The organism is Pseudomonas sp. GW821-FHT04D07, from assembly GCF_059420225.1.
In genome coordinates this window covers 128,646-147,412 of the sequence record NZ_JBWKTH010000010.1, presented here as the reverse complement: position 1 = coordinate 147,412, position 18,767 = coordinate 128,646, and the positions used below count along the sequence as shown (strand labels likewise).

The following is an 18,767-nucleotide window of genomic DNA, read 5'->3' as shown; positions in this document are numbered from 1 at the left end:
ACGCCCCCTGTAGGAGCCGGCTTGCCGGCGATTGCGTCCTCGAATTCAACGCTGGCCTCACCGGCCTCACCGGCCTCATCGCCGGCAAGCCGGCAAGCCGGCACCTACAGGTTGTGCGCTGTTTACAAGATGGATTGGGTTCAGTGCGCCGGGCCGAGGAAGCCCAGCCAGCGTCGTTCCGCCAGGCGGAACATACCCACCAGGCCGAAGGACAGGCCCAGGTAGAGCAACCCGGCAATCCCGAAGGCCTGGAAGGTCATGAAGGTCGCGGAATTGGCATCCCGGGCGACCTTGAGGATGTCCGGGATGGTGGCGGTAAAGGCCACCGATGTGGCATGCAACATCAGGATCACTTCATTGCTGTAGTACGGCAGTGCCCGGCGCAATGCCGAGGGCAGGATCAAGCGCACGGCCAGGCGCCAGCCACTCAGGCCATAGGCGTGAGCCGCCTCGATTTCACCGTAGGGAATGCTGCGAATCGCCCCGGCGAAAATCTCCACGGTGTAGGCACAGGTGTTGAGCACGAACGCCAGCAAGGTGCAGTTCATCGCGTCGCGGAAGAAGGCTTCCAGCAAGGGCTGCTCACGCACCACCGCCATGCCGTAGATCCCGCTGTAGCAGATCAACAACTGGATATAGAGCGGTGTGCCGCGAAAGACATAGGTGAAGAACTGCACCGGCCAGCGCAACAGCAGGTTGCGCGACACCCGCAACAGCGCCAATGGCAGCGACAGGACAAACCCGATGCCGATGCTCGCGCACAACAGCCATAGGGTCATGGCCAGGCCAGTCAGGCCCTCGCCGTCAGTGAACAGGAAGGGTTGCCAGTATTCCCGGAACAACTCGATCATCGCGCCGACTCCCGCACACCGAGGTTGAAACGTCGCTCCAGGCAACGCAACACGTAGTTCGAGGCACTGGTGATCAGCAGGTAGAGCAACGCCGCCAGCACCAGGAAATACATCATGTTGAAGGTACTTTTACCGGCATCCTGGGCAACCTTGACCAGATCGGCGAGGCCGATGATCGACACCAGCGCCGTGGCCTTGAGCAATACCAGCCAGTTATTGCCCAGGCTCGGCAGGGCGAAGCGCATCATCTGCGGGAAGACCACGCAGCGGAACCGCTGCCAGGCGCTCAGCCCATAGGCGGTGGCGGCCTCGGTCTGGCCATGGGGAATGCTCAGGATGGCGCCACGGAAGGTCTCGGTGAAATACGCGCCGTAGATGAAGCCCAGGGTCACGACCCCCGCCACGAAGGGATCGATTTCCACGTAGGGCCAGTCCATGGCCTCGGTCAGATGGCTAAGCCAGCCTTGCAGGCTGTAGAAAATCAGCAGCATCAGCACCAGGTCCGGAATACCGCGAATCAGCGTGGTGTAGAGGGTCGCCGGCAGATTGAACAGCCGCAGCGGCGAAAGCCTGGCCGTGGCGCCAAGCAAGCCCAGGGCCATGCTCACCAACAGCGACAACGCCGAGAGCTTGGCGGTGACCCACACCCCATGCAGCAGCAGTGGGCCATAGCCCTGCAGGCCGGAAGCAGCCAGGCCGAAGAATTCTAGAAAGGTCGTCACATCGATCACCCGTCTTCCAGCGCCACGCCCCGGCGCCGCACGGCCAGGGACCGTACGGGGGGCGTGGGAGCCGGGATCAGTTGTTGTAGAGGTCCAGGTCGCCGAAGTATTTCTTCTGCAGCTGGGCGTAGATGCCCTTCTCATGCAGCGCCTTGATTGCGCTGTTGAGCATGCCCTTGAGCTCGTCATTGCCCTGGCGCACACCGATGGCGATGTCCATCGGGATCAGCGGATCAGTGATCCCCGCGCTGTTCTGGAAGGCCGCGCCCTGGGGCGACTTGAGGAAACTCATTTCTGCCTGCAGCTTGTCCTGGATCGAACCGTCGAGACGCCCGTAGACCAGATCGGCATAGACCTGGTCCTGATTCTGGTAGGCGCGGATCTTCACCCCGCCTGGTGCCAGGCGTGCCTTGGCATAGGCCTCCTGGATGGTCCCCTGCATATAGCCGATGGTCTTGCCCTTCAAGGATTCGGCGGTCGGTTGCAGCCCCGCGTCCTTGCGGGTGACGATGGCGGTCGGGCCGGCGTAGAGCCGATCAGTGAAGTCGATCTGCTTCTTGCGCGGCTCGGTGACGGTCATCGACGACTCGATGGCGTCGAACTTGCCGGCCTTGAGTGCCGGGATCAGGCCGTCGAAGTCATTACTGACCCAGACGCACTTGAGCTTCAGCTCGGCGCAGATGGCATTGCCCAGGTCGATACCGAAACCCTCCACGCCACCGTCGGCGGTGCTGGATTCAAACGGCGGGTAAGACGGATTGGTGCCGAAGCGCAGTTCTTTCCACTCCTTGGCGCTTGCGCCGCCGCAGCAAAGCGCCAATGCCAGTACAGGTAAGGTCAGCCATGTATGAGTCATCTTCAGAGTCCCGGATTTATTTGAAGTTATCGTGTGCGAGCGGATGCCGGCACACTTTTGGACAGGGGCAGAGAATGGGCGGCCAATGCCGCGCTATCGTTCTTATTGTTATTGAATGAGCCCACGCCTTTAAGGATCGGGGCCCGTCCTCTTGCGAGCGTTCGCGGGAACGTCAGCGCAAGGAGGCCAGAATGCCAACTCGAAGAACCGAGCGGGTGTCGTAAGACCGCGCCAAAACAGCCGGAAAAAGCCCGTGACGAAGCGGCCACAGCCGATCCTGTCGCGACACTCCGCGCAGCGCGGCCATAATTCGCTTTGCAGTCCAGGCACGGCTAAGGTCTAGAGACGGCATAGGTGCTCGCAGCGCGCCCAGGCAAAAATGCAGACTCGACCTGCGATTATTCCGGTTGTACAGGGCAAATTTGCACTGTTACGATCGGGCATCGTTCGCCCGCCGAACACACCAAAAAGACAATAAAAGCAGGGAGTTAGTGATGACTGCTCGGGTTTCATCCTCCGCCACCCAGGACCTCGACGTCCCGGACGCCGACGTCCTGGCCGACGTGCGCAACCATATCGGTCACCTGACCCTCAACCGCCCCGCCGGCCTCAACGCCCTCACCCTGGACATGATCCGCGCCCTGCAGCAGCAGCTCGATGCCTGGGCCCACGACCCGCAGGTACACGCGGTGGTCTTGCGCGGGGCCGGCGAGCGGGCCTTCTGTGCCGGCGGCGATATCCGTTCGCTGTATGACAGCTACCAGAGCGGCGGGCGCCTGCACCAAGACTTTTTCGTCGAGGAATACGCCCTGGACCTGGCCATCCACCACTACCGCAAACCGATACTGGCGCTGATGGACGGCTTTGTCCTCGGCGGCGGCATGGGCCTGGTGCAAGGCGCCGACCTGCGAGTGGTCACCGAGCGCAGCCGACTGGCCATGCCGGAAGTTGCCATCGGCTATTTCCCGGATGTCGGCGGTAGTCATTTCCTGCCGCGCATTCCCGGCGAGCTGGGCATCTACCTGGGGGTCAGCGGCGTGCAGATCCGCGCGGCCGATGCCCTCTACTGCGGTCTGGCCGACTGGTACCTGACCAGCGACAAACTGGCGCAACTGGATGAGCGCCTCGACCGGTTGCAATGGCATGAAACGCCGCTCAAGGACCTCCAGGGCCTGCTGGCGAAACTCGCCGTGCAAACCCTGCCCGAGGCGCCGCTGGACGCATTGCGCCCGGCCATCGACCACTTCTTCGCCCTGCCGGATGTCCCGAGCATGGTCGAGCAACTGCGCGAAGTCACCGTCGCCGACAGCCATGAGTGGGCCCGGGAAACCGCCGACCTGCTGGAGACCCGCTCGCCCCTGGCCATGGCCGTGACCCTGGAAATGCTCCGGCGCGGCCGCCATCTGGCCCTGGAAGACTGCTTCGCCCTGGAGCTGCACCTGGATCGCCAGTGGTTCGACCGCGGTGACCTGATGGAAGGCGTGCGCGCCCTGCTGATCGACAAGGACAAGCACCCACGCTGGAACCCCGCGACCCTGCGCGAACTGGATGCCGAGCATGTCGCCAGCTTTTTCCATGGCCTCGACGCGAGCAGGAACTGAACCATGCACGATATCGAACTGAGCGAAGAACAAGTGATGATCCGCGATATGGCCCGGGACTTTGCCCGTGGCGAGATCGCGCCCCACGCCCAGGCCTGGGAAAAGGCCGGTTGGATCGATGACGGCCTGGTCGCCAAGATGGGCGAGTTGGGCCTGCTGGGCATGGTGGTCCCCGAAGAATGGGGCGGCACCTATGTCGATTACGTGGCCTACGCCCTGGCCGTGGAAGAAATTTCCGCCGGTGACGGCGCCACCGGCGCGCTGATGAGCATTCATAACTCGGTCGGCTGCGGGCCGGTCCTCAACTACGGTAGCCAGGCCCAGAAGGAAACCTGGCTGGAACGGCTCGCCACGGGCCAGGCCATCGGCTGCTTCTGCCTGACCGAACCCCAGGCCGGTTCCGAAGCCCACAACCTGCGAACCCGCGCCGAACTGAAGGACGGCGAGTGGATCATCAATGGCGCCAAGCAGTTCGTCAGCAACGGCAAGCGCGCCGAACTGGCGATTGTCTTTGCCGTCACCGATCCCAATCTGGGCAAGAAAGGCCTCTCGGCGTTCCTGGTGCCCACTGATACGCCGGGCTTTATCGTCGACCGTACCGAACACAAGATGGGCATTCGCGCCTCCGACACCTGCGCGGTAACCCTCAACCAGTGCCGCGTGCCCGAGGCCAACCTGCTGGGCGAACGCGGCAAGGGCCTGGCGATTGCCTTGTCGAACCTGGAAGGCGGACGCATCGGGATCGCCGCCCAGGCACTGGGGATCGCCCGTGCGGCGTTCGAAGCGGCGCTGGCCTATGCCCGCGAGCGGGTGCAGTTCGACAAACCGATTATCGAGCACCAGAGCATCGCCAACCTGCTGGCCGACATGCACACCCGGATCAATGCCGCACGCCTGCTGATCCTGCATGCGGCGCGCCTGCGCAGTGCCGGCCAGCCATGCCTGTCGGAAGCTTCACAGGCCAAGCTGTTCGCCTCGGAAATGGCCGAGAAGGTCTGCTCCTCGGCCATGCAGATTCATGGGGGGTACGGCTATCTGGAAGATTATCCGGTGGAGCGGTATTACCGGGATGCGCGGATCACGCAGATCTATGAGGGGTCGAGCGAGATCCAGCGGATGCTGATTGCGCGGGAGTTACGGCATTACCTCGTGTAAGACAGCAAGATTTGTAGCGGGCTTGCGGACGCCATCGCCGGCAAGCCAGCTCCCACAGGGTTGTGGTTGGACCACTGATTAGTGGCCAACCGATACCTTGTGGGAGCCGGCTTGCCGGCGATGGCGATCCAACAATCAACGCAGAACTTACTGATCCTTGAACTGCGCCTCACGCTTGGCAATAAACGCCGCCATGCCTTCCTTCTGATCCAGGGTGGCAAACGCCGCATGGAACACCCGGCGCTCGAAACGCACACCTTCCGACAGGCTGACCTCGAACGCGCGGTTGACGCTTTCCTTGACCATCATGCTGATCGGCACCGATTTACCGGCAATCAACGCCGCGACCTTCAGCGCTTCCTCAAGCAGTTCATCGGTCGGCACAATCCGCGCCACAATCCCGCAACGCTCGGCTTCCACGGCATCGATAAAGCGCCCGGTCAGGCACATTTCCATGGCCTTGGCCTTGCCCACCGCACGGGTCAGGCGCTGGGTGCCGCCCATGCCCGGCAGCACGCCGAGGTTGATTTCCGGCTGGCCGAACTTGGCGTTGTCGCCGGCCAGGATAAAGTCGCACATCAGGGCCAGCTCACAGCCGCCGCCCAAGGCAAAACCGGACACCGCGGCGATAATCGGCTTGCGCCGGTTGGCTACCCGGTCGCTGTCGCTGAACAGATCGTCCAGGTAGATCTGCGGATAAGTCAGCTCGGCCATTTCCTTGATATCAGCGCCCGCCGCAAAGGCTTTTTTCGAGCCGGTCAGCACGATGCAACCAATGTTCGGATCGGCTTCCAGTGCGTCCAGCGCCTGGTTCAATTCGCCGATGATCTGGGCGTTCAGGGCGTTGAGCGCCTGCGGGCGGTTCAGGGTAATCAGGCCGACACGGTCCTTGATGTCCAGCAGAATGGTTTCATAACTCATCGATAGATTCCTTGATCACAGGTTGCGCGAAATGACCATGCGCTGAATGTCGCTGGTGCCTTCGTAAATCTGGCAGACCCGCACGTCGCGATAGATCCGCTCCAGCGGGAAGTCGCTCAAATAGCCATAGCCGCCCAGGGTTTGCAAGGCTTGCGAGCAGACTCGCTCAGCCATTTCCGAAGCGAACAGCTTGGCCATGGAGGCTTCCACCAACGCCGGCTTACCGCTGTCACGCAGCGCCGCCGCGTAGTGCACCATCTGCCGGGCCACGGCGATCTGGGTGGCCATGTCCGCCAGGCGGAAGGCCACGGCCTGGTGCTCGATCAGCGCCTTGCCGAAGCTTTCCCGCTCGCGGGCATAATCGCGGGCAGCCTCGAAGGCGGCCCGGGCCATGCCCACCGATTGCGCGGCGATGCCGACCCGTCCGCCTTCCAGGTTGGCCAAGGCGATGCGGTAGCCCTCGCCCTCCTCGCCCAGACGGTTGGCCACCGGCACCTTCACCTCCTCGAAGAGGATCTGGCAGGTGTCGGAGGCATGCTGGCCGAGCTTGTCCTCAACCCGGGCAACGATGTAGCCCGGCGAGTCGGTGGGCACGATAAAAGCACTGATACCGCGCTTGCCAGCGTCCGGATCGGTCACTGCGAAGACGATCACCACCCCGGCGTTCTGCCCGGAGGTGATGAACTGCTTGCAGCCGTTGAGCACGTAGTGGTCGCCCACGAGCTTTGCCCGGGTCTTCAGGCCGCTGGCATCAGAGCCGGCCTGGGGTTCGGTCAGGGCGAAGGCGCCGAGCATCGCACCGCTGGCCAGTGGCGGCAGGAAACGGGCTTTCTGCTCTTCAGTACCAAACTTGAGGATCGGTACACAACCGACCGAGTTGTGCACGCTCATGATGGTCGAGCAGGCGCCGTCGCCGGCGGCGATTTCCTCCAGGGCCATGGCATAGGCCAGGTAGCCGGTGTCGCAGCCGCCCCACTGCTCCGGGACCAGCATGCCGAAAAAGCCCAGCCCGGCCATTTCGCCGATGGCCTCTTTCGGAAAGCGGTGCTCGCGGTCCCACTCGGCGGCGAAGGGTTTCAAGCGTTCCTGGGCAAAGTCCCGGGCCGCTTCGGCAATCTGTTTTTGCTCATCGCTGGGTAACATGGCAACTCCTAGTACAGGCACTCGACGGCCATGGCCGTGGCTTCACCGCCGCCGATGCAAATGGCCGCGACACCGCGCTTCAGGCCTTTCTGGCGCAGGGCCGAGAGCAGGCTGACCAGAATCCGCGCGCCGGACGCACCGATCGGATGGCCCAGGGCACAGGCGCCGCCGTGGACGTTGACCTTGTCGTGGTGCAGCTCCAGCTTTTGCATGGTCACCAGGGTAACCACGGCGAAGGCTTCATTGATTTCAAAACGGTCGACCTGGTCCAGGGACCAGCCGGTTTTCTTCATCAGTTTCTCGATCGCACCCACCGGGGCCACCGGGAACAGGCCCGGGGTATCGGCAAACGCCGCATGCCCGCGAATCACCGCCAGGGGCGTGAGGCCACGCTTCTGCGCTTCGGACTGGCGCATCAGCACCAGCGCCGCCGCACCGTCGGAAATCGAACTGGAGTTCGCCGCCGTAACCGTGCCCCCCTGGCGGAACGCCGGCTTCAGGCTGGCAATCTTGTCCAGCTTGGCCTTGGGTGGCTGTTCGTCGTCGCTGATCAACCGCTGCTCCTTGCCCACGGTGACCGTCAGCGGCACGATTTCCGCGCGGAAGCGGCCCTCGCGGATAGCTTCCTGGGCACGGGTCAGGGACGCCACGGCAAAGGCATCCTGGGTTTCGCGGCTGAAACCGTGGGTTTCGGCGCAATCCTCGGCGAAGGTGCCCATCAGGCGGCCCTTGTCGTAGGCATCCTCAAGGCCGTCGAGAAACATATGGTCGAGCACCTGGCCATGGCCCATGCGGTAGCCGCTACGAGCGCGGTCCAGCAGGTAGGGCGCGTTGGACATGCTTTCCATGCCGCCGGCCACCACCACTTCGGCGCTGCCGGCCACGAGCATGTCGTGGGCGAGGATGGTCGCTTCCATGCCAGAGCCGCACATCTTGTTCAGGGTGGTGCAGCGGGTGGACTTGTCCAACCCGGCGCCAAGGGCCGCCTGGCGAGCCGGGGCCTGACCGAGGCCGGCGGACAGCACGCAGCCGAACAGCACGTGCTCGACTTCGCCCGGCGCCAGTTCGGCACGCTCGACGGCGGCACGGATCACGGCGGCGCCCAATTGCGGCGCGCTGAGGCTTTTCAGGTCGCCCTGGAAGCCGCCCATGGGGGTGCGCACGGCACTGACGATAACAATGGGGTCGTTGGCAGTCATGATCGATTCTCCTATTTCGCGGCCATGCGCAAGGCGCCGTCGAGACGGATCACCTCGCCGTTGAGCATGCTGTTTTCAATGATATGCCGCACCAGCGCGGCGTACTCGCTGGGTTTGCCCAGGCGCGCAGGGAACGGTACGCCGGCCGCAAGCGAGGCGCGGACTTCCGGGCTCATGCCGGCCATCATCGGGGTTTCGAAAATGCCCGGGGCGATGGTCATCACCCGAATGCCGAAGCGAGCCAGCTCGCGGGCGGCCGGCAGGGTCAGGCTGACGATGGCGCCCTTGGAGGCGGCGTAGGCGGCCTGGCCAATCTGGCCATCATAGGCGGCGGCGGAAGCGGTATTGATGATCACCCCACGCTCGCCGTCGGCATTCGCTTCGGTTTCGGCAATGGCGGCGGCGGCCAGGCGCAGCAGGTTGAAGCTGCCGATCAGGTTGACGTTGATCACCTGGCTGAAGCTTTCCAGCAGGTGCGGGCCGTTCTTGCCGAGGATCTTCTCGCCACGCACGATGCCGGCACAGTTGACCAGGCCGTGGAGACCGCCAAAGGCCTCGACCGCGGCCTGTACCGCCGCCTGGGCCTGGGCTTCCTGGGTGATGTCCGCGACCACGCTGCGGGCTTGCGCGCCGAGCTTTTGCGCCTGGGCGGCGACGGACTCGGCATTGAGGTCCACCAGCATCACCTTGGCGCCGGCAGCCACCAGCATTTCAGCGGTGGCCGCACCGAGGCCGGAAGCCCCACCGCTGACCATGAAAGCCTTGTCTTTAATGTCCATTGCACTGTCCTTCGTTAAAACCGTAAGTGATTCTGATGACCGACGCGATCCCCTGTAGGCGCTCCGCCAAACTGTCTTCGTACCCAGCCTTTGTCAGAGCGGGCTTGCCAGCGATGAGGCCCGCAAGCCTTGCATCGCCTGTCCGGCCGCCATCGCCGGCAAGCCGGCTCCTACAAAGGGTTCGTCTATTCAGGTCGCGGCCTGGGCCTTGGCGATCTCCTGATTACGCAAGATAAAACGTTGCAACTTGCCGCTCGGGGTCTTGGGCAACTCGTCGACGAATTCGATTTCCCGGGGGTAGGCATGGGCCGCCAGGCGCTTGCGCACATACTGGCGCAATTCCTCGGCCAACTGCGGCTCGGCACGGTAGCGCGCACCAAGCACGACAAAGGCCTTCACCACCTCGGTGCGTTCCGGGCAAGGCTTGCCGACCACCGCCGCCTCCACCACCGCCGGATGCTCCACCAGGGCGCTTTCGACATCGAACGGGCCGACCCGATAACCCGAAGTGGTAATCACATCATCGCTACGCCCTACAAAGCTGATGCTGCCGTCGCTATTCAGTTCCACGGTGTCGCCGCTGAGGTAGTACTGGCCGACAAAGGCCGTGGTCTCGAAGCCCTGGTAACCGTTGAACCAGAACATCGGCGACTGGGAGCGATCCAGCGCGAGAATCCCCGGCTGCCCGACCGCCAACTCCCGCTGCTGCTCATCCAGCACCACGATGCGATGCCCCGGCGAGGCGAACCCCGCCGAGCCGACATGCACCGGATGCTCAAGGCCATGGTGGTTGCACAGCACCATGCCCATTTCGGTCTGGCCGTAGTGATCGAGAATGGTCACTCCCAGGTTGTCGGCGAACCAGCGGATCACTTCCGGGTTCAGTGGTTCGCCGGCACTGCTGACCACCCGCAGGCGGCCCTTGACCTTGCTGGCGAAGGCATCGCCGGCGGCAATCAGCAGGCGGTAGGCCGTGGGCGATCCGGTGAGGTTGGTGATGCCGTATTTCTCGATGATCCGGCAGGTGCTTTCCACCGTGAACGGGCCATCGTAGAAGGTGATCGGGTGGCCCGTGCCCAGCGGCCCGGTGATACCGAAGTACAGGCCGTAGGCCCACCCCGGATCGGCAACGTTCCAGAATGCGTCGTCAGGGCGCAGGTCGACCGCGTCGCGGGTGTAATTCTGGAATGCGATGATCGCCTTGAGCGGTACTTCCAGAGGTTTCGCCGGCCCCGTGGTGCCCGAGGTGAACATCAGCAGAAAGGGGTCCTCGCCCGTGAGCAGCACTGGCTCGCAGTAGGCCGGGTAGTTGTCCAGTTCGGCCCAGAAGCTGAAATCGCCGCGTACGATGCCCTGGCCCTTGGCGCCGCCGACCGTGACAATGGCCGGGCAGTCGGCGACTTCGCTGAGTTTTTCCCGATTGACCGCGTCGGTGACCACCAGCTTGGCGCCGGAGCTGCCCAGGCGGTGCTCGATGGCCTTGGGGCCGAAGGCGGTGAACAGTGGCTGGTAGACGGCGCCGATACGCCAGGTGGCGAACAGCGCGATCAAGAGTTCGACATTGCGCGGCAACAGCGCGGCAACCTTGTCGCCACGGCGCACGCCTTGGGCCAGCAGAAAGTTGGCGAAACGCGCGGCCTGGTCCTGCAACTCGCTGAACGTGTAAACCGCGCTACTGCCATCGCGGCCCTCCCAGAACAGCGCGATACGCCCCGGCAAGGCATGCCGGTCGCAGCATTCGACACAGGCGTTGAGCGCCGTCAAAGTCCCTTTGAGGCCCGTTTGGGCTGCTTGCTGATAATCGAAGTCCGCGGTGGCGGTCTGATAGTCGCGCATGTCCAGAATCTCTCGGTCTTGTTATTGGAAGGAACCGTAGAAAAATCCTGGAAATAGTCGCGCTGTCAGGGACTTGGGACAATGGTCAAAGCTTTCAACCTGATTGACTGGTTTGGCCAATAAGCGGCCTCGACCTGTAGGGGCCGGCGTGTGTCGTGGGAGCGGAGCTTGCCCGCGAAGAGGCCCTTGAGCCTTGCGCAGCCCATCCGGACGTCATCGCCAGCAAGCCGGACCAAGAAGGCCTAGTGCGCCTCGTTGAGAATCAGGCTGCGGTAATGCCCCGGGTTGGACCCAGACCATTTGCGAAAGGCCTTGTAGAACGAACTGGCATCGGCAAAGCCCAGCCGGGTGGCGATCTCGGCAAAGCTGATCGACGGCTCCGCCAGCCAGGCAATCGCCCACTCCTTGCGCACGCTGTCCTTGAGACCCTGGTAGGTCTGCCCTTCTTCCGCCAGCCGCCGCCGCAGGGTCGAGGCCGACATGCACAATTGCACGGCCAGTCCTTCGGTTTCCGGCCACTCTTCGGCCGGCAGTTGCCGCAGGTCCAGCTTGATGCGGCTGGCCAGGCTCTGGGCATCGCGGTACTTGACCAGGATATTGGCCGGCGCCAGCGCCAAAAAGCGTTGCAACTCCTCGGCACTGCGCTTGATCGGCAGGTCCAGGCAGTCGGCGGAAAAAATCATCCGCGTGCGTGGCCGGTCGAAGCGCAGGTTCTCGGAAAACATCACCCGATAGTCCTCGCAGTAATCCGGCTCGGCACAGCGCAGCTCGATGGCCAGGATCGGGATACGCCGCCCGGCCAGCCAGCAAGCCACGCCATGCACGATCATCCAGTAGGCGAAGTAGGTAAACGGCCGCCGCCCCTGCCCTTGCGGTTCCAGCAGGACGATTTCCGCCAGGCTTTGCCGGTGCACCAATTGGGCCGGCAGGCGCTCGAGCATCAACGAGAGGAAACCCAGCACCGAGTCCAGCCCGGCCGCCACCGTCGGCTGCGCCATGCCGGCGCGACACAGGTAGGTGAAACTGCCGGAGCGCAGCTTGCGCGGGTCCATGCCAAAGAACTCGTCATCGTTGCGCCGCGCCAACAGTCGCCACAGCCGGGCGTAATCACTGGCCGGTACGCGGGCATCGGGCTGCTCCAGCAAGTGCGTGGCAATCCCGACCTTGTTCAGGACCTCCTCGGTGGCCGCTCCCGGGGCGCAACTCTGCAACAGTGCCTCACGCACCAGCGGGATGGAGATGGTGTCTTTTTCCAACATTGGCTGTCGCTCAAGCCTTGTGCTGATCCTTGTGACGGCCATCTTAGGCAGCGCCGAACAAAAAGCCAGCGTGAACCCCTCATAAAATCCTCAGCAGCACCGATAGCCTTGGCTTTGTTATGATCCGCGGCCAGTGCGGAACCGCCTTTTCAGGGAGCTTTATTCAGTATGGTCGTAGGAATGGCTTTGCACAGTGGCACCCCTCCTGTACCCCTGCCATTTTTGGTGGCTGATCGATGAGTTGCTGGGAAATTCTCAGGCTGTCAGCGGACACCGATACCCGCGGCATCAAGCGCCAATACGCGACCCTGCTCAAACAGACCCGCCCGGACGACGACCCGGAGGGCTTCCAGCGGCTACGCGAAGCCTACGAGCAGGCCCTCGACTGGAACGCGCAGGCGTCGGAGCCGGCAGCTGTCGTCGAACCGGTTCTGTATACCAGCGAAACCGGCCTGTCCCCTGCTCCCGCGGGCCCCAGCGCTGCGCAACGGGTCGCCAGCGAATTGCTCGAAGGCATCACCCCGGCCTTGCTCGACGAGCGTTTTTCCCGGGCGCTCGTCTATTACTGTCAGCGCGAGTTCGAGGAACAACTGCTGCTGCGCTGCCTGGAACCCGGGCAGGACTTCCGGGCCCTCGCCCACTGGGGGTTGGAACATTTCAAGTGGCTGAGCCCCTGGCAACGCAACGACTTGCCGCGACACACGTTGCTTGAACTCGATCGACGGCTGTTCAAAAACTTCGAAGAGCCCCTGGCGGACCTGCTCGGGCGCGGGGATATCGAAGGGTTCTGGCGCGAATACTACAACCTGGAGCAGCTCGATTGGCTCAAGAGCCTGGGGCAGCGGGAGCGCCTCAATGCGCTGCTGGCGAAGTTGCTGCTGGAAAGCCCGTTCTGGTCGGCCAAGCTGTTCAACTCCGTCTGCAAGCTCAATCACTGGAACACCGGCAGCTTCACGCCGAACTGCCCGGAGCCCTACTGGACACGCCTGCTGGAGCGCAGCCGCAGCGAAACCTTCCTGTCCAACCAGCAACACCGTCTCGACCTGCCGCCGGACACCCCCGACAACCGGGTCGCACAGCTGTTGTTTGCCGATATGACCCTGGCCCAGCGCCACGGCTTCTCTCGCCGCTTCCATAAAGAAGACTGGCAGGCCTGCCATCAACTGGCCCGATCGATACAAGCCAGCCATCCACGACTGCAAAGCCTGCTGCCCGGTGCCGATGCCTTTTTCTGGCGCGAATGGGAGTCTCCTGGTACCGGTTGGCTCGGCTTTGCCGCCGTGATGCTGGCCGGCGGCGTGGCGGCGGTGCAGCACAAGCTGCTGCCGGGCAGCGGGCTGAACGAAACCGCCAGCGCCATTGTGCTCTGGTCGCTGCTGCTCTGCGGGCTGAACGGCATCCTGTTGTTGTACTGGCCCGGTATCGCCGACACCCTGTGGACGCTCGACCAACGCCTGAGCCAGCGCCTGTCGGCAAGACTCAGCCCGCGCCGCCCGCCGCCACTGATACTGCGTGAGCTGCTGCCCTGCTGGATGGTGGCCGGTGTCATTGGCGCCTGCTTCGGTATCGTCCCGCTGCTTGCCTACGGTGGCGCGATGCTGGGGATGGCCTGGCTCGACCGCCCCGCTAAAAGCCGCGCCACCCCGAAGACAGCCTCGGCCCGCCCGACTTCCTGGTGGCTGGCCTGGGGTCTGATACTGAGCGTCACCCTGGGCACCCTGGCACTGTATGCCGCTCACGGCCTGACCGTCGCCGGGCGCAACCAGGGCCTGCAACCTTGGCCCGAACGCCTGTGCAGTCGAATACCCGCCAGCGTCGAAGACTGCCGCCCGCCGGCGACCCAGGAACAATGGTACGGCAAGGAGTCCCACTGATGGACAGACGCTGGTTTCTTACCTTCGGCGTGGTGCTGATCGGCCTGATCTATGTGGCCATCGGTACCGAACAGCAGCAGAGCCGCTTCGGCCTTTGGCTCGACCGCCAAAGCAGCGAGGAAATCGCCGAGGCCAATGCACTGCGGCCGTTGATCAAATGCATCAACGTTGCCGATGTGTCCTGGCGGCTCGACCGAGTGCCTCAGACCACCAATAACAGCGGTGACTTCCTCTACTTGCAACGCCATGATCTCAACGCGATACGACATGACATCTGCAAGCCGGCCATCGCCTTAAAGGTCAATCTACTCAAAGGTACGCAGCAGCTAGGGCCGGTGGTGGATCGCTATACCTCGACACTCGCCGATGTACTGGAACGTCACCAGGAACTACAACGCGATTCTCCGGCGAGCGCCAAACTCGGCTGGAACGTCCATGAGAAATACTATGATGGAAAGATCGAAGCGTTTCTACCGGCCTCCAACGCGCTGCGCCACGAACTCGAATGGCTCGATCTCGCACTACGCGCGAAACAGCTCAAACAGTTGGAGCTGCGATTGGGCCATGACCTTCACTGGCACCTGTTGAACTACATGATTCAGGCCCGGCAGAGTGTGAACCGCCTGACCGAAGCCGCCGATAGCCAGCAGTTGGACCTGCCCCTGCTGAGCGCTACCAGCGAGACTGTGCGCCAGGCCAGACAAGCCGGCGAGAGCTATCTCGACAGCCTCCCCAGCAATCACCGCCGAGGCCCGGTTCAGGAGCTGTGGTCCTTGCTGGAACAGCCTGCACAGCGTTACCAGGCGGCCCTCGAGCAACTGGCGACGGACTGGCGTAACCAAGCCGAACCGCAAGTGCTAAGCGACGACTTCTGGAACGTGACCCACCGCTACGATGTCCTGCTGGACCGCTACAACAATCGGGCGGATGTCGATTTCTAGCCCTCGGTTCGAAACCGCCACAGCAACCAGGGCGACGGTCGGCGTGGCGGTTCCTCGGATGAAAGCGTGAAGTCATCGCCGCGCAATGACCTAACCTGTCCAACAACACACTTCATGAACAGGCGCACCACGCTTTGCGCCTTGCCCTGCGCGCTGTGGGTCTTAGGATGTACGCAACAATCATAAGGAGTCATTCCATGTTCGCCGGATTCCAGAAAGACCAGCGCCACGTCAACGGTGTGGACATTGCCTACCGCATCGGCGGCAGCGGGCCGGGCCTGCTCCTGCTGCACGGCCACCCGCAGACGCATGTCATCTGGCACAAGATCGCCGGCGAGCTGGCCAAGCACTTCACCGTGGTCGCCGCCGACCTGCGCGGCTATGGCGACAGCGCCCGGCCAGCGGCCGACGAGCAGCATCTGAACTACTCCAAGCGCGAGATGGGGCGTGACGGCGTGGCCCTGATGAAGGCCCTGGGTTTCAGCGAGTTCTCGGTCCTGGCCCACGACCGCGGGGCCCGCGTGGCCCATCGCCTGGCCCTCGACCACCCGGCGATCGTGCAACGCATGGTGTTGCTGGATATCGCCCCGACCCTGTCGATGTACGCCCAGACCGACGAAGCCTTTGCCCGTGCCTACTGGCACTGGTTCTTCCTGATCCGCCCGGCCCCCTTGCCGGAAACCCTGATCGAAGCCAACCCGGAACAATACCTGCGCAGTGTGATGGGCAGTCGCAGTGCCGGCCTCAAGCCCTTTACCGACGAAGCCTTCAGCGAATACCTGCGCTGCATCAGCCTGCCCGGTAGCGCGCGCGGCATCTGTGAAGACTACCGCGCCAGCGCCAGCGTCGACCTGGAACACGACCGCGCCGACATCGAGGCCGGACGCAAGCTGAATAGGCCGCTGCTGGTGCTCTGGGGCGCCGAAGGCACTGTCGGTCGCTGCTTCGATCCACTGCGCGAATGGCAACAGGTCGCCACCGATGTGCGCGGCAAGGCCCTGCCCGGCGGGCACTACCTGGCCGAAGAGATCCCGGAACAGCTGCTCGGCGAAGTCCTGACCTTCCTGCGCTGAACAGCCTGACTCAAAGGACCTGATCCACCCTTCCCCCAGTGGGCTGGCGCAAGCCGCCCATAACGGGATCGGCTTGCCCAAAAACCGTGACGAGATAATAACAATGACAATCCGCAAACTGCTGGGAACCCTGTATGTCCAGGTGGTCATCGCCATTGTGCTGGGGGTGCTGATCGGCAACCACTGGCCGCAGACCGGCATCGACCTCAAGCCCCTGGGCGACGGTTTTATCAAGCTGATCAAGATGATCATCGGCCCGATCATCTTCTGCACCGTGGTCTCCGGCATCACCAGCATGCACGACGTGAAACAGGTCGGGCGGGTCGGCGGCAAGGCCCTGCTGTACTTCGAAATCGTCTCCACCTTCGCGCTGGCGATCGGCCTGCTGGCGGCCCATGTACTGCATCCGGGTGCGGGTTTCAATGTCGACGTGAAAACCCTCGACAGCGCCGCCATCGCCGGTTTTGTCGGCCAGGCCCAGCATGGCGAAGGCATCACCGGCTTCCTCCTGCATGTGATCCCCACCACCTTCTTCGACGCCTTCTCCCAGGGCGAGATTCTGCCGGTGCTGTTCGTCTCGATCCTGTTCGGCCTGGCGCTGGTGATGGTCGGTGAAAAGGCCCGCCCATTGGTCGGTGTGGTTCACCAGGCCAGCGAAGTATTTTTCCGCATTGTCGGCATGATTGCCCGGGTGGCGCCGATCGGCGCGTTTGGCGCGATGGCCTTTACCATCGGCAAGTACGGCCTGGGCTCGCTGCTGCCGCTGATGAAGCTGGTCGGCACCTTCTACCTGACTGCCTTCATCTTCGTCACCTGCGTCTTGGGCAGCATCGCCCGTTATGCCGGTTTCAGCATCTTCCGCCTGCTGGGCTACATCAAGTCGGAACTGCTGATCGTGCTCGGCACCAGTTCCTCGGAGTCGGCCCTGCCGCAGCTTATCCAAAAGTTGGAAAGCCTGGGCTGTTCCAAAGGCGTGGTGGGCATCGTGGTGCCGACCGGCTACACCTTCAACCTCGACGGCACCAATATCTACATGACCCTGGCGGTGCTGTTCCTGGCCCAGGCAACCAATATCGACCTGACCCTGGAACAGCAGTTGACCTTGCTCGCGGTGACCATGCTCACCTCCAAGGGCGCCGGTGCGGTGGTCGGTGCGGGGTTTGTCGCCCTGGCCGCGAGCCTGGCGGTAGTGCCGACCGTGCCGGTGGCGGCGATGGTGCTGATCCTCGGGGTGGACCGGTTCATGGCCGAGTGTCGCTCCCTGACCAATATCATCGGCAACGCCGTCGCCTCGCTGGTGGTGGCGGCCTGGGAAGGCGAACTGGACCGCAGCAAGATGGCGCCGATTGCCCTCAAGCGTGGGCGCAAGGCCCAGACGGCCGATGCCACACAACCCTAAACACCCTGTAGGAGCGAGCTTGCTCGCGATGGTCAGCAACGATAACGCGGGGAGCCTGATACCCAGCGGTGTCTCGGCCACCATCGCGAGCAAGCTCGCTCCTACAGGAGGGCACGGCAGTGCTTCGCCCTACTCATCCAATGCTATTCTGGCGGCTCCTGCCGCCAATGTTCGTTGCTTCGCCCATGAGCCAAAAGAAAGACACCGTGCCCCTGCCCGAAGACCTGCGCGTATTCCTGACCGTCATCCGCAAGGCCGGCTTTGCCGCTGCCGCCGATGAACTGGGACTATCGCCTGCCTACGTCAGCAAACGTATCCAGATTCTCGAAACCACCCTTGCCACCCGCTTGCTGCACCGCACCAGCCGACGTATCGCCCTGACCGAGGACGGTGAACGGGTACAACGCTGGGCGGTGCGCATTCTCGAAGACTTCCAGCAACTCAACGACGAACTCTGCGAAGCCCACGACAGCCCCAGCGGCCGCCTGCACCTGTGCAGCAGCTTTGGTTTCGGACGCAATCACGTGGCTCCGGCGCTGTCGTTGCTGGCCGAGCGTTACCCGGACCTGGAGATCCGCCTGGACCTGTTCGACCGCGTGGTGGACATCGTCAGCGAGGGTTTCGACCTGGAGATCCGCGTGGGCGACGACATCCCCGGCCAGCATATCGGTCGGCGCCTGGTGAGCAATCGCCGGGTACTGTGCGCGGCACCGGCCTACCTGGAGCGGCGTGGTACGCCTCAGCAACTGAGCGACCTGGAGCAACACGATTGTCTGGTGCTCAAGGAGCGCGACAACGCCTTCGGCATCTGGAACCTGGAGCGCGACGGCAACCAGGACAGTGTGCGGGTGCGCGGACCGTTATCGTCCAACAGCGGTGAGATTGTTTTGCAATGGGCACTGGACGGACGCGGCATCCTGCTGCGCTCACTGTGGGACGTCAAACCGCTGCTGGAACAGGGTCGACTGGTGCGGGTGCTGCACGACTATACCCAGAGTGCGAATGTCTGGGCGGTGTACCCGACACGGCTGGCGTACTCGGGTAAATTGCGGGTCTGCGTGGAGTTTTTGCAGGAGCACTTTCGACAGTTGTCTATCTAGCCAGCTCCGGAACTCACCACATGAACCCCGTGTGGGGGGGGGGGGGGGGGGGGGGGGG

The 18,767-nt window shown here is 63.3% G+C and carries 16 protein-coding genes; 7 read left to right on the top strand and 9 right to left on the bottom strand.

Features of this window, described 5'->3' with window-relative positions; translation table 11 throughout:
* Positions 1 to 140 precede the first annotated feature (140 nt).
* The 3 genes from AC07T0_RS14870 to AC07T0_RS14860 all read right to left on the bottom strand — a co-directional run bounded on the left by AC07T0_RS14870 (position 141) and on the right by AC07T0_RS14860 (position 2,429).
* Positions 141 to 851, bottom strand: coding sequence for an ABC transporter permease (locus AC07T0_RS14870; protein WP_495001903.1), 711 nt, complete (start codon positions 849 to 851; stop codon positions 141 to 143).
* A complete protein-coding gene (locus tag AC07T0_RS14865; RefSeq protein WP_495001902.1) occupies positions 848 to 1,573 on the bottom strand; it encodes an ABC transporter permease in 726 nt (241 codons plus the stop codon). Before AC07T0_RS14865 ends, AC07T0_RS14870 begins: the two co-directional genes overlap by 4 nt.
* A 76-nt stretch (positions 1,574 to 1,649) precedes the next feature.
* A complete protein-coding gene (locus AC07T0_RS14860) occupies positions 1,650 to 2,429 on the bottom strand; it encodes a transporter substrate-binding domain-containing protein (RefSeq protein WP_495001901.1) in 780 nt (259 codons plus the stop codon).
* Positions 2,430 to 2,923: 494 nt separating this feature from the next.
* Between AC07T0_RS14860 and AC07T0_RS14855 the strand changes: the two genes are divergently transcribed.
* Both AC07T0_RS14855 and AC07T0_RS14850 read left to right on the top strand, forming a co-directional pair.
* The gene (locus AC07T0_RS14855; RefSeq protein ID WP_495001900.1) at positions 2,924 to 4,030 is read left to right on the top strand and encodes an enoyl-CoA hydratase/isomerase family protein; all 1,107 of its coding nucleotides are present in this window, start codon (positions 2,924 to 2,926) and stop codon (positions 4,028 to 4,030) included.
* 3 nt (positions 4,031 to 4,033) lie between these two features.
* Positions 4,034 to 5,185: an acyl-CoA dehydrogenase family protein gene (locus AC07T0_RS14850; RefSeq protein WP_495001899.1), complete on the top strand. Its 1,152-nt coding sequence runs from the start codon at positions 4,034 to 4,036 to the stop codon at positions 5,183 to 5,185.
* 147 nt (positions 5,186 to 5,332) lie between these two features.
* Here AC07T0_RS14850 and AC07T0_RS14845 read toward each other — a convergent pair whose 3' ends face one another.
* The 6 genes from AC07T0_RS14845 to AC07T0_RS14820 form a co-directional block, all read right to left on the bottom strand.
* Positions 5,333 to 6,106, bottom strand: coding sequence for an enoyl-CoA hydratase (locus AC07T0_RS14845; protein WP_495001898.1), 774 nt, complete (start codon positions 6,104 to 6,106; stop codon positions 5,333 to 5,335).
* Between the two features lie 15 nt (positions 6,107 to 6,121).
* Entirely contained in the window at positions 6,122 to 7,249 is a 1,128-nt protein-coding gene (locus tag AC07T0_RS14840) for an acyl-CoA dehydrogenase (RefSeq protein ID WP_495001897.1), read from the bottom strand.
* Positions 7,250 to 7,257: 8 nt separating this feature from the next.
* The gene (locus AC07T0_RS14835) at positions 7,258 to 8,448 is read right to left on the bottom strand and encodes an acetyl-CoA C-acyltransferase (protein ID WP_495001896.1); all 1,191 of its coding nucleotides are present in this window, start codon (positions 8,446 to 8,448) and stop codon (positions 7,258 to 7,260) included.
* A gap of 11 nt (positions 8,449 to 8,459) precedes the next feature.
* Positions 8,460 to 9,227, bottom strand: coding sequence for an SDR family NAD(P)-dependent oxidoreductase (locus AC07T0_RS14830; protein ID WP_495001895.1), 768 nt, complete (start codon positions 9,225 to 9,227; stop codon positions 8,460 to 8,462).
* Positions 9,228 to 9,416: 189 nt separating this feature from the next.
* On the bottom strand, positions 9,417 to 11,063 hold the full coding sequence (locus tag AC07T0_RS14825; RefSeq protein ID WP_495001894.1) for an AMP-binding protein: 1,647 nt from the start codon (positions 11,061 to 11,063) through the stop codon (positions 9,417 to 9,419).
* A 242-nt stretch (positions 11,064 to 11,305) separates the two neighbouring features.
* Positions 11,306 to 12,322 carry an AraC family transcriptional regulator gene (locus AC07T0_RS14820; RefSeq protein WP_495001893.1) on the bottom strand — a complete coding sequence of 339 codons (1,017 nt, stop codon included), beginning with the start codon at positions 12,320 to 12,322 and terminating at the stop codon, positions 11,306 to 11,308.
* A gap of 236 nt (positions 12,323 to 12,558) precedes the next feature.
* Between AC07T0_RS14820 and AC07T0_RS14815 the strand changes: the two genes are divergently transcribed.
* The 5 genes from AC07T0_RS14815 (at position 12,559) to AC07T0_RS14795 (ending at position 18,709) form a co-directional block, all read left to right on the top strand.
* Complete coding sequence (locus AC07T0_RS14815) at positions 12,559 to 14,196, top strand: J domain-containing protein (RefSeq protein ID WP_495001892.1); 1,638 nt, start codon at positions 12,559 to 12,561, stop codon at positions 14,194 to 14,196.
* A complete protein-coding gene (locus tag AC07T0_RS14810; protein WP_495001891.1) occupies positions 14,196 to 15,137 on the top strand; it encodes a DUF3829 domain-containing protein in 942 nt (313 codons plus the stop codon). Before AC07T0_RS14815 ends, AC07T0_RS14810 begins: the two co-directional genes overlap by 1 nt.
* Positions 15,138 to 15,334: 197 nt before the next feature.
* A complete protein-coding gene (locus AC07T0_RS14805; protein WP_495001890.1) occupies positions 15,335 to 16,210 on the top strand; it encodes an alpha/beta fold hydrolase in 876 nt (291 codons plus the stop codon).
* Between the two features lie 103 nt (positions 16,211 to 16,313).
* Entirely contained in the window at positions 16,314 to 17,609 is a 1,296-nt protein-coding gene (locus tag AC07T0_RS14800; RefSeq protein WP_495001889.1) for a dicarboxylate/amino acid:cation symporter, read from the top strand.
* Positions 17,610 to 17,794: 185 nt separating this feature from the next.
* Positions 17,795 to 18,709 carry a LysR substrate-binding domain-containing protein gene (locus AC07T0_RS14795; RefSeq protein WP_495001888.1) on the top strand — a complete coding sequence of 305 codons (915 nt, stop codon included), beginning with the start codon at positions 17,795 to 17,797 and terminating at the stop codon, positions 18,707 to 18,709.
* Positions 18,710 to 18,767: the final 58 nt, after the last annotated feature.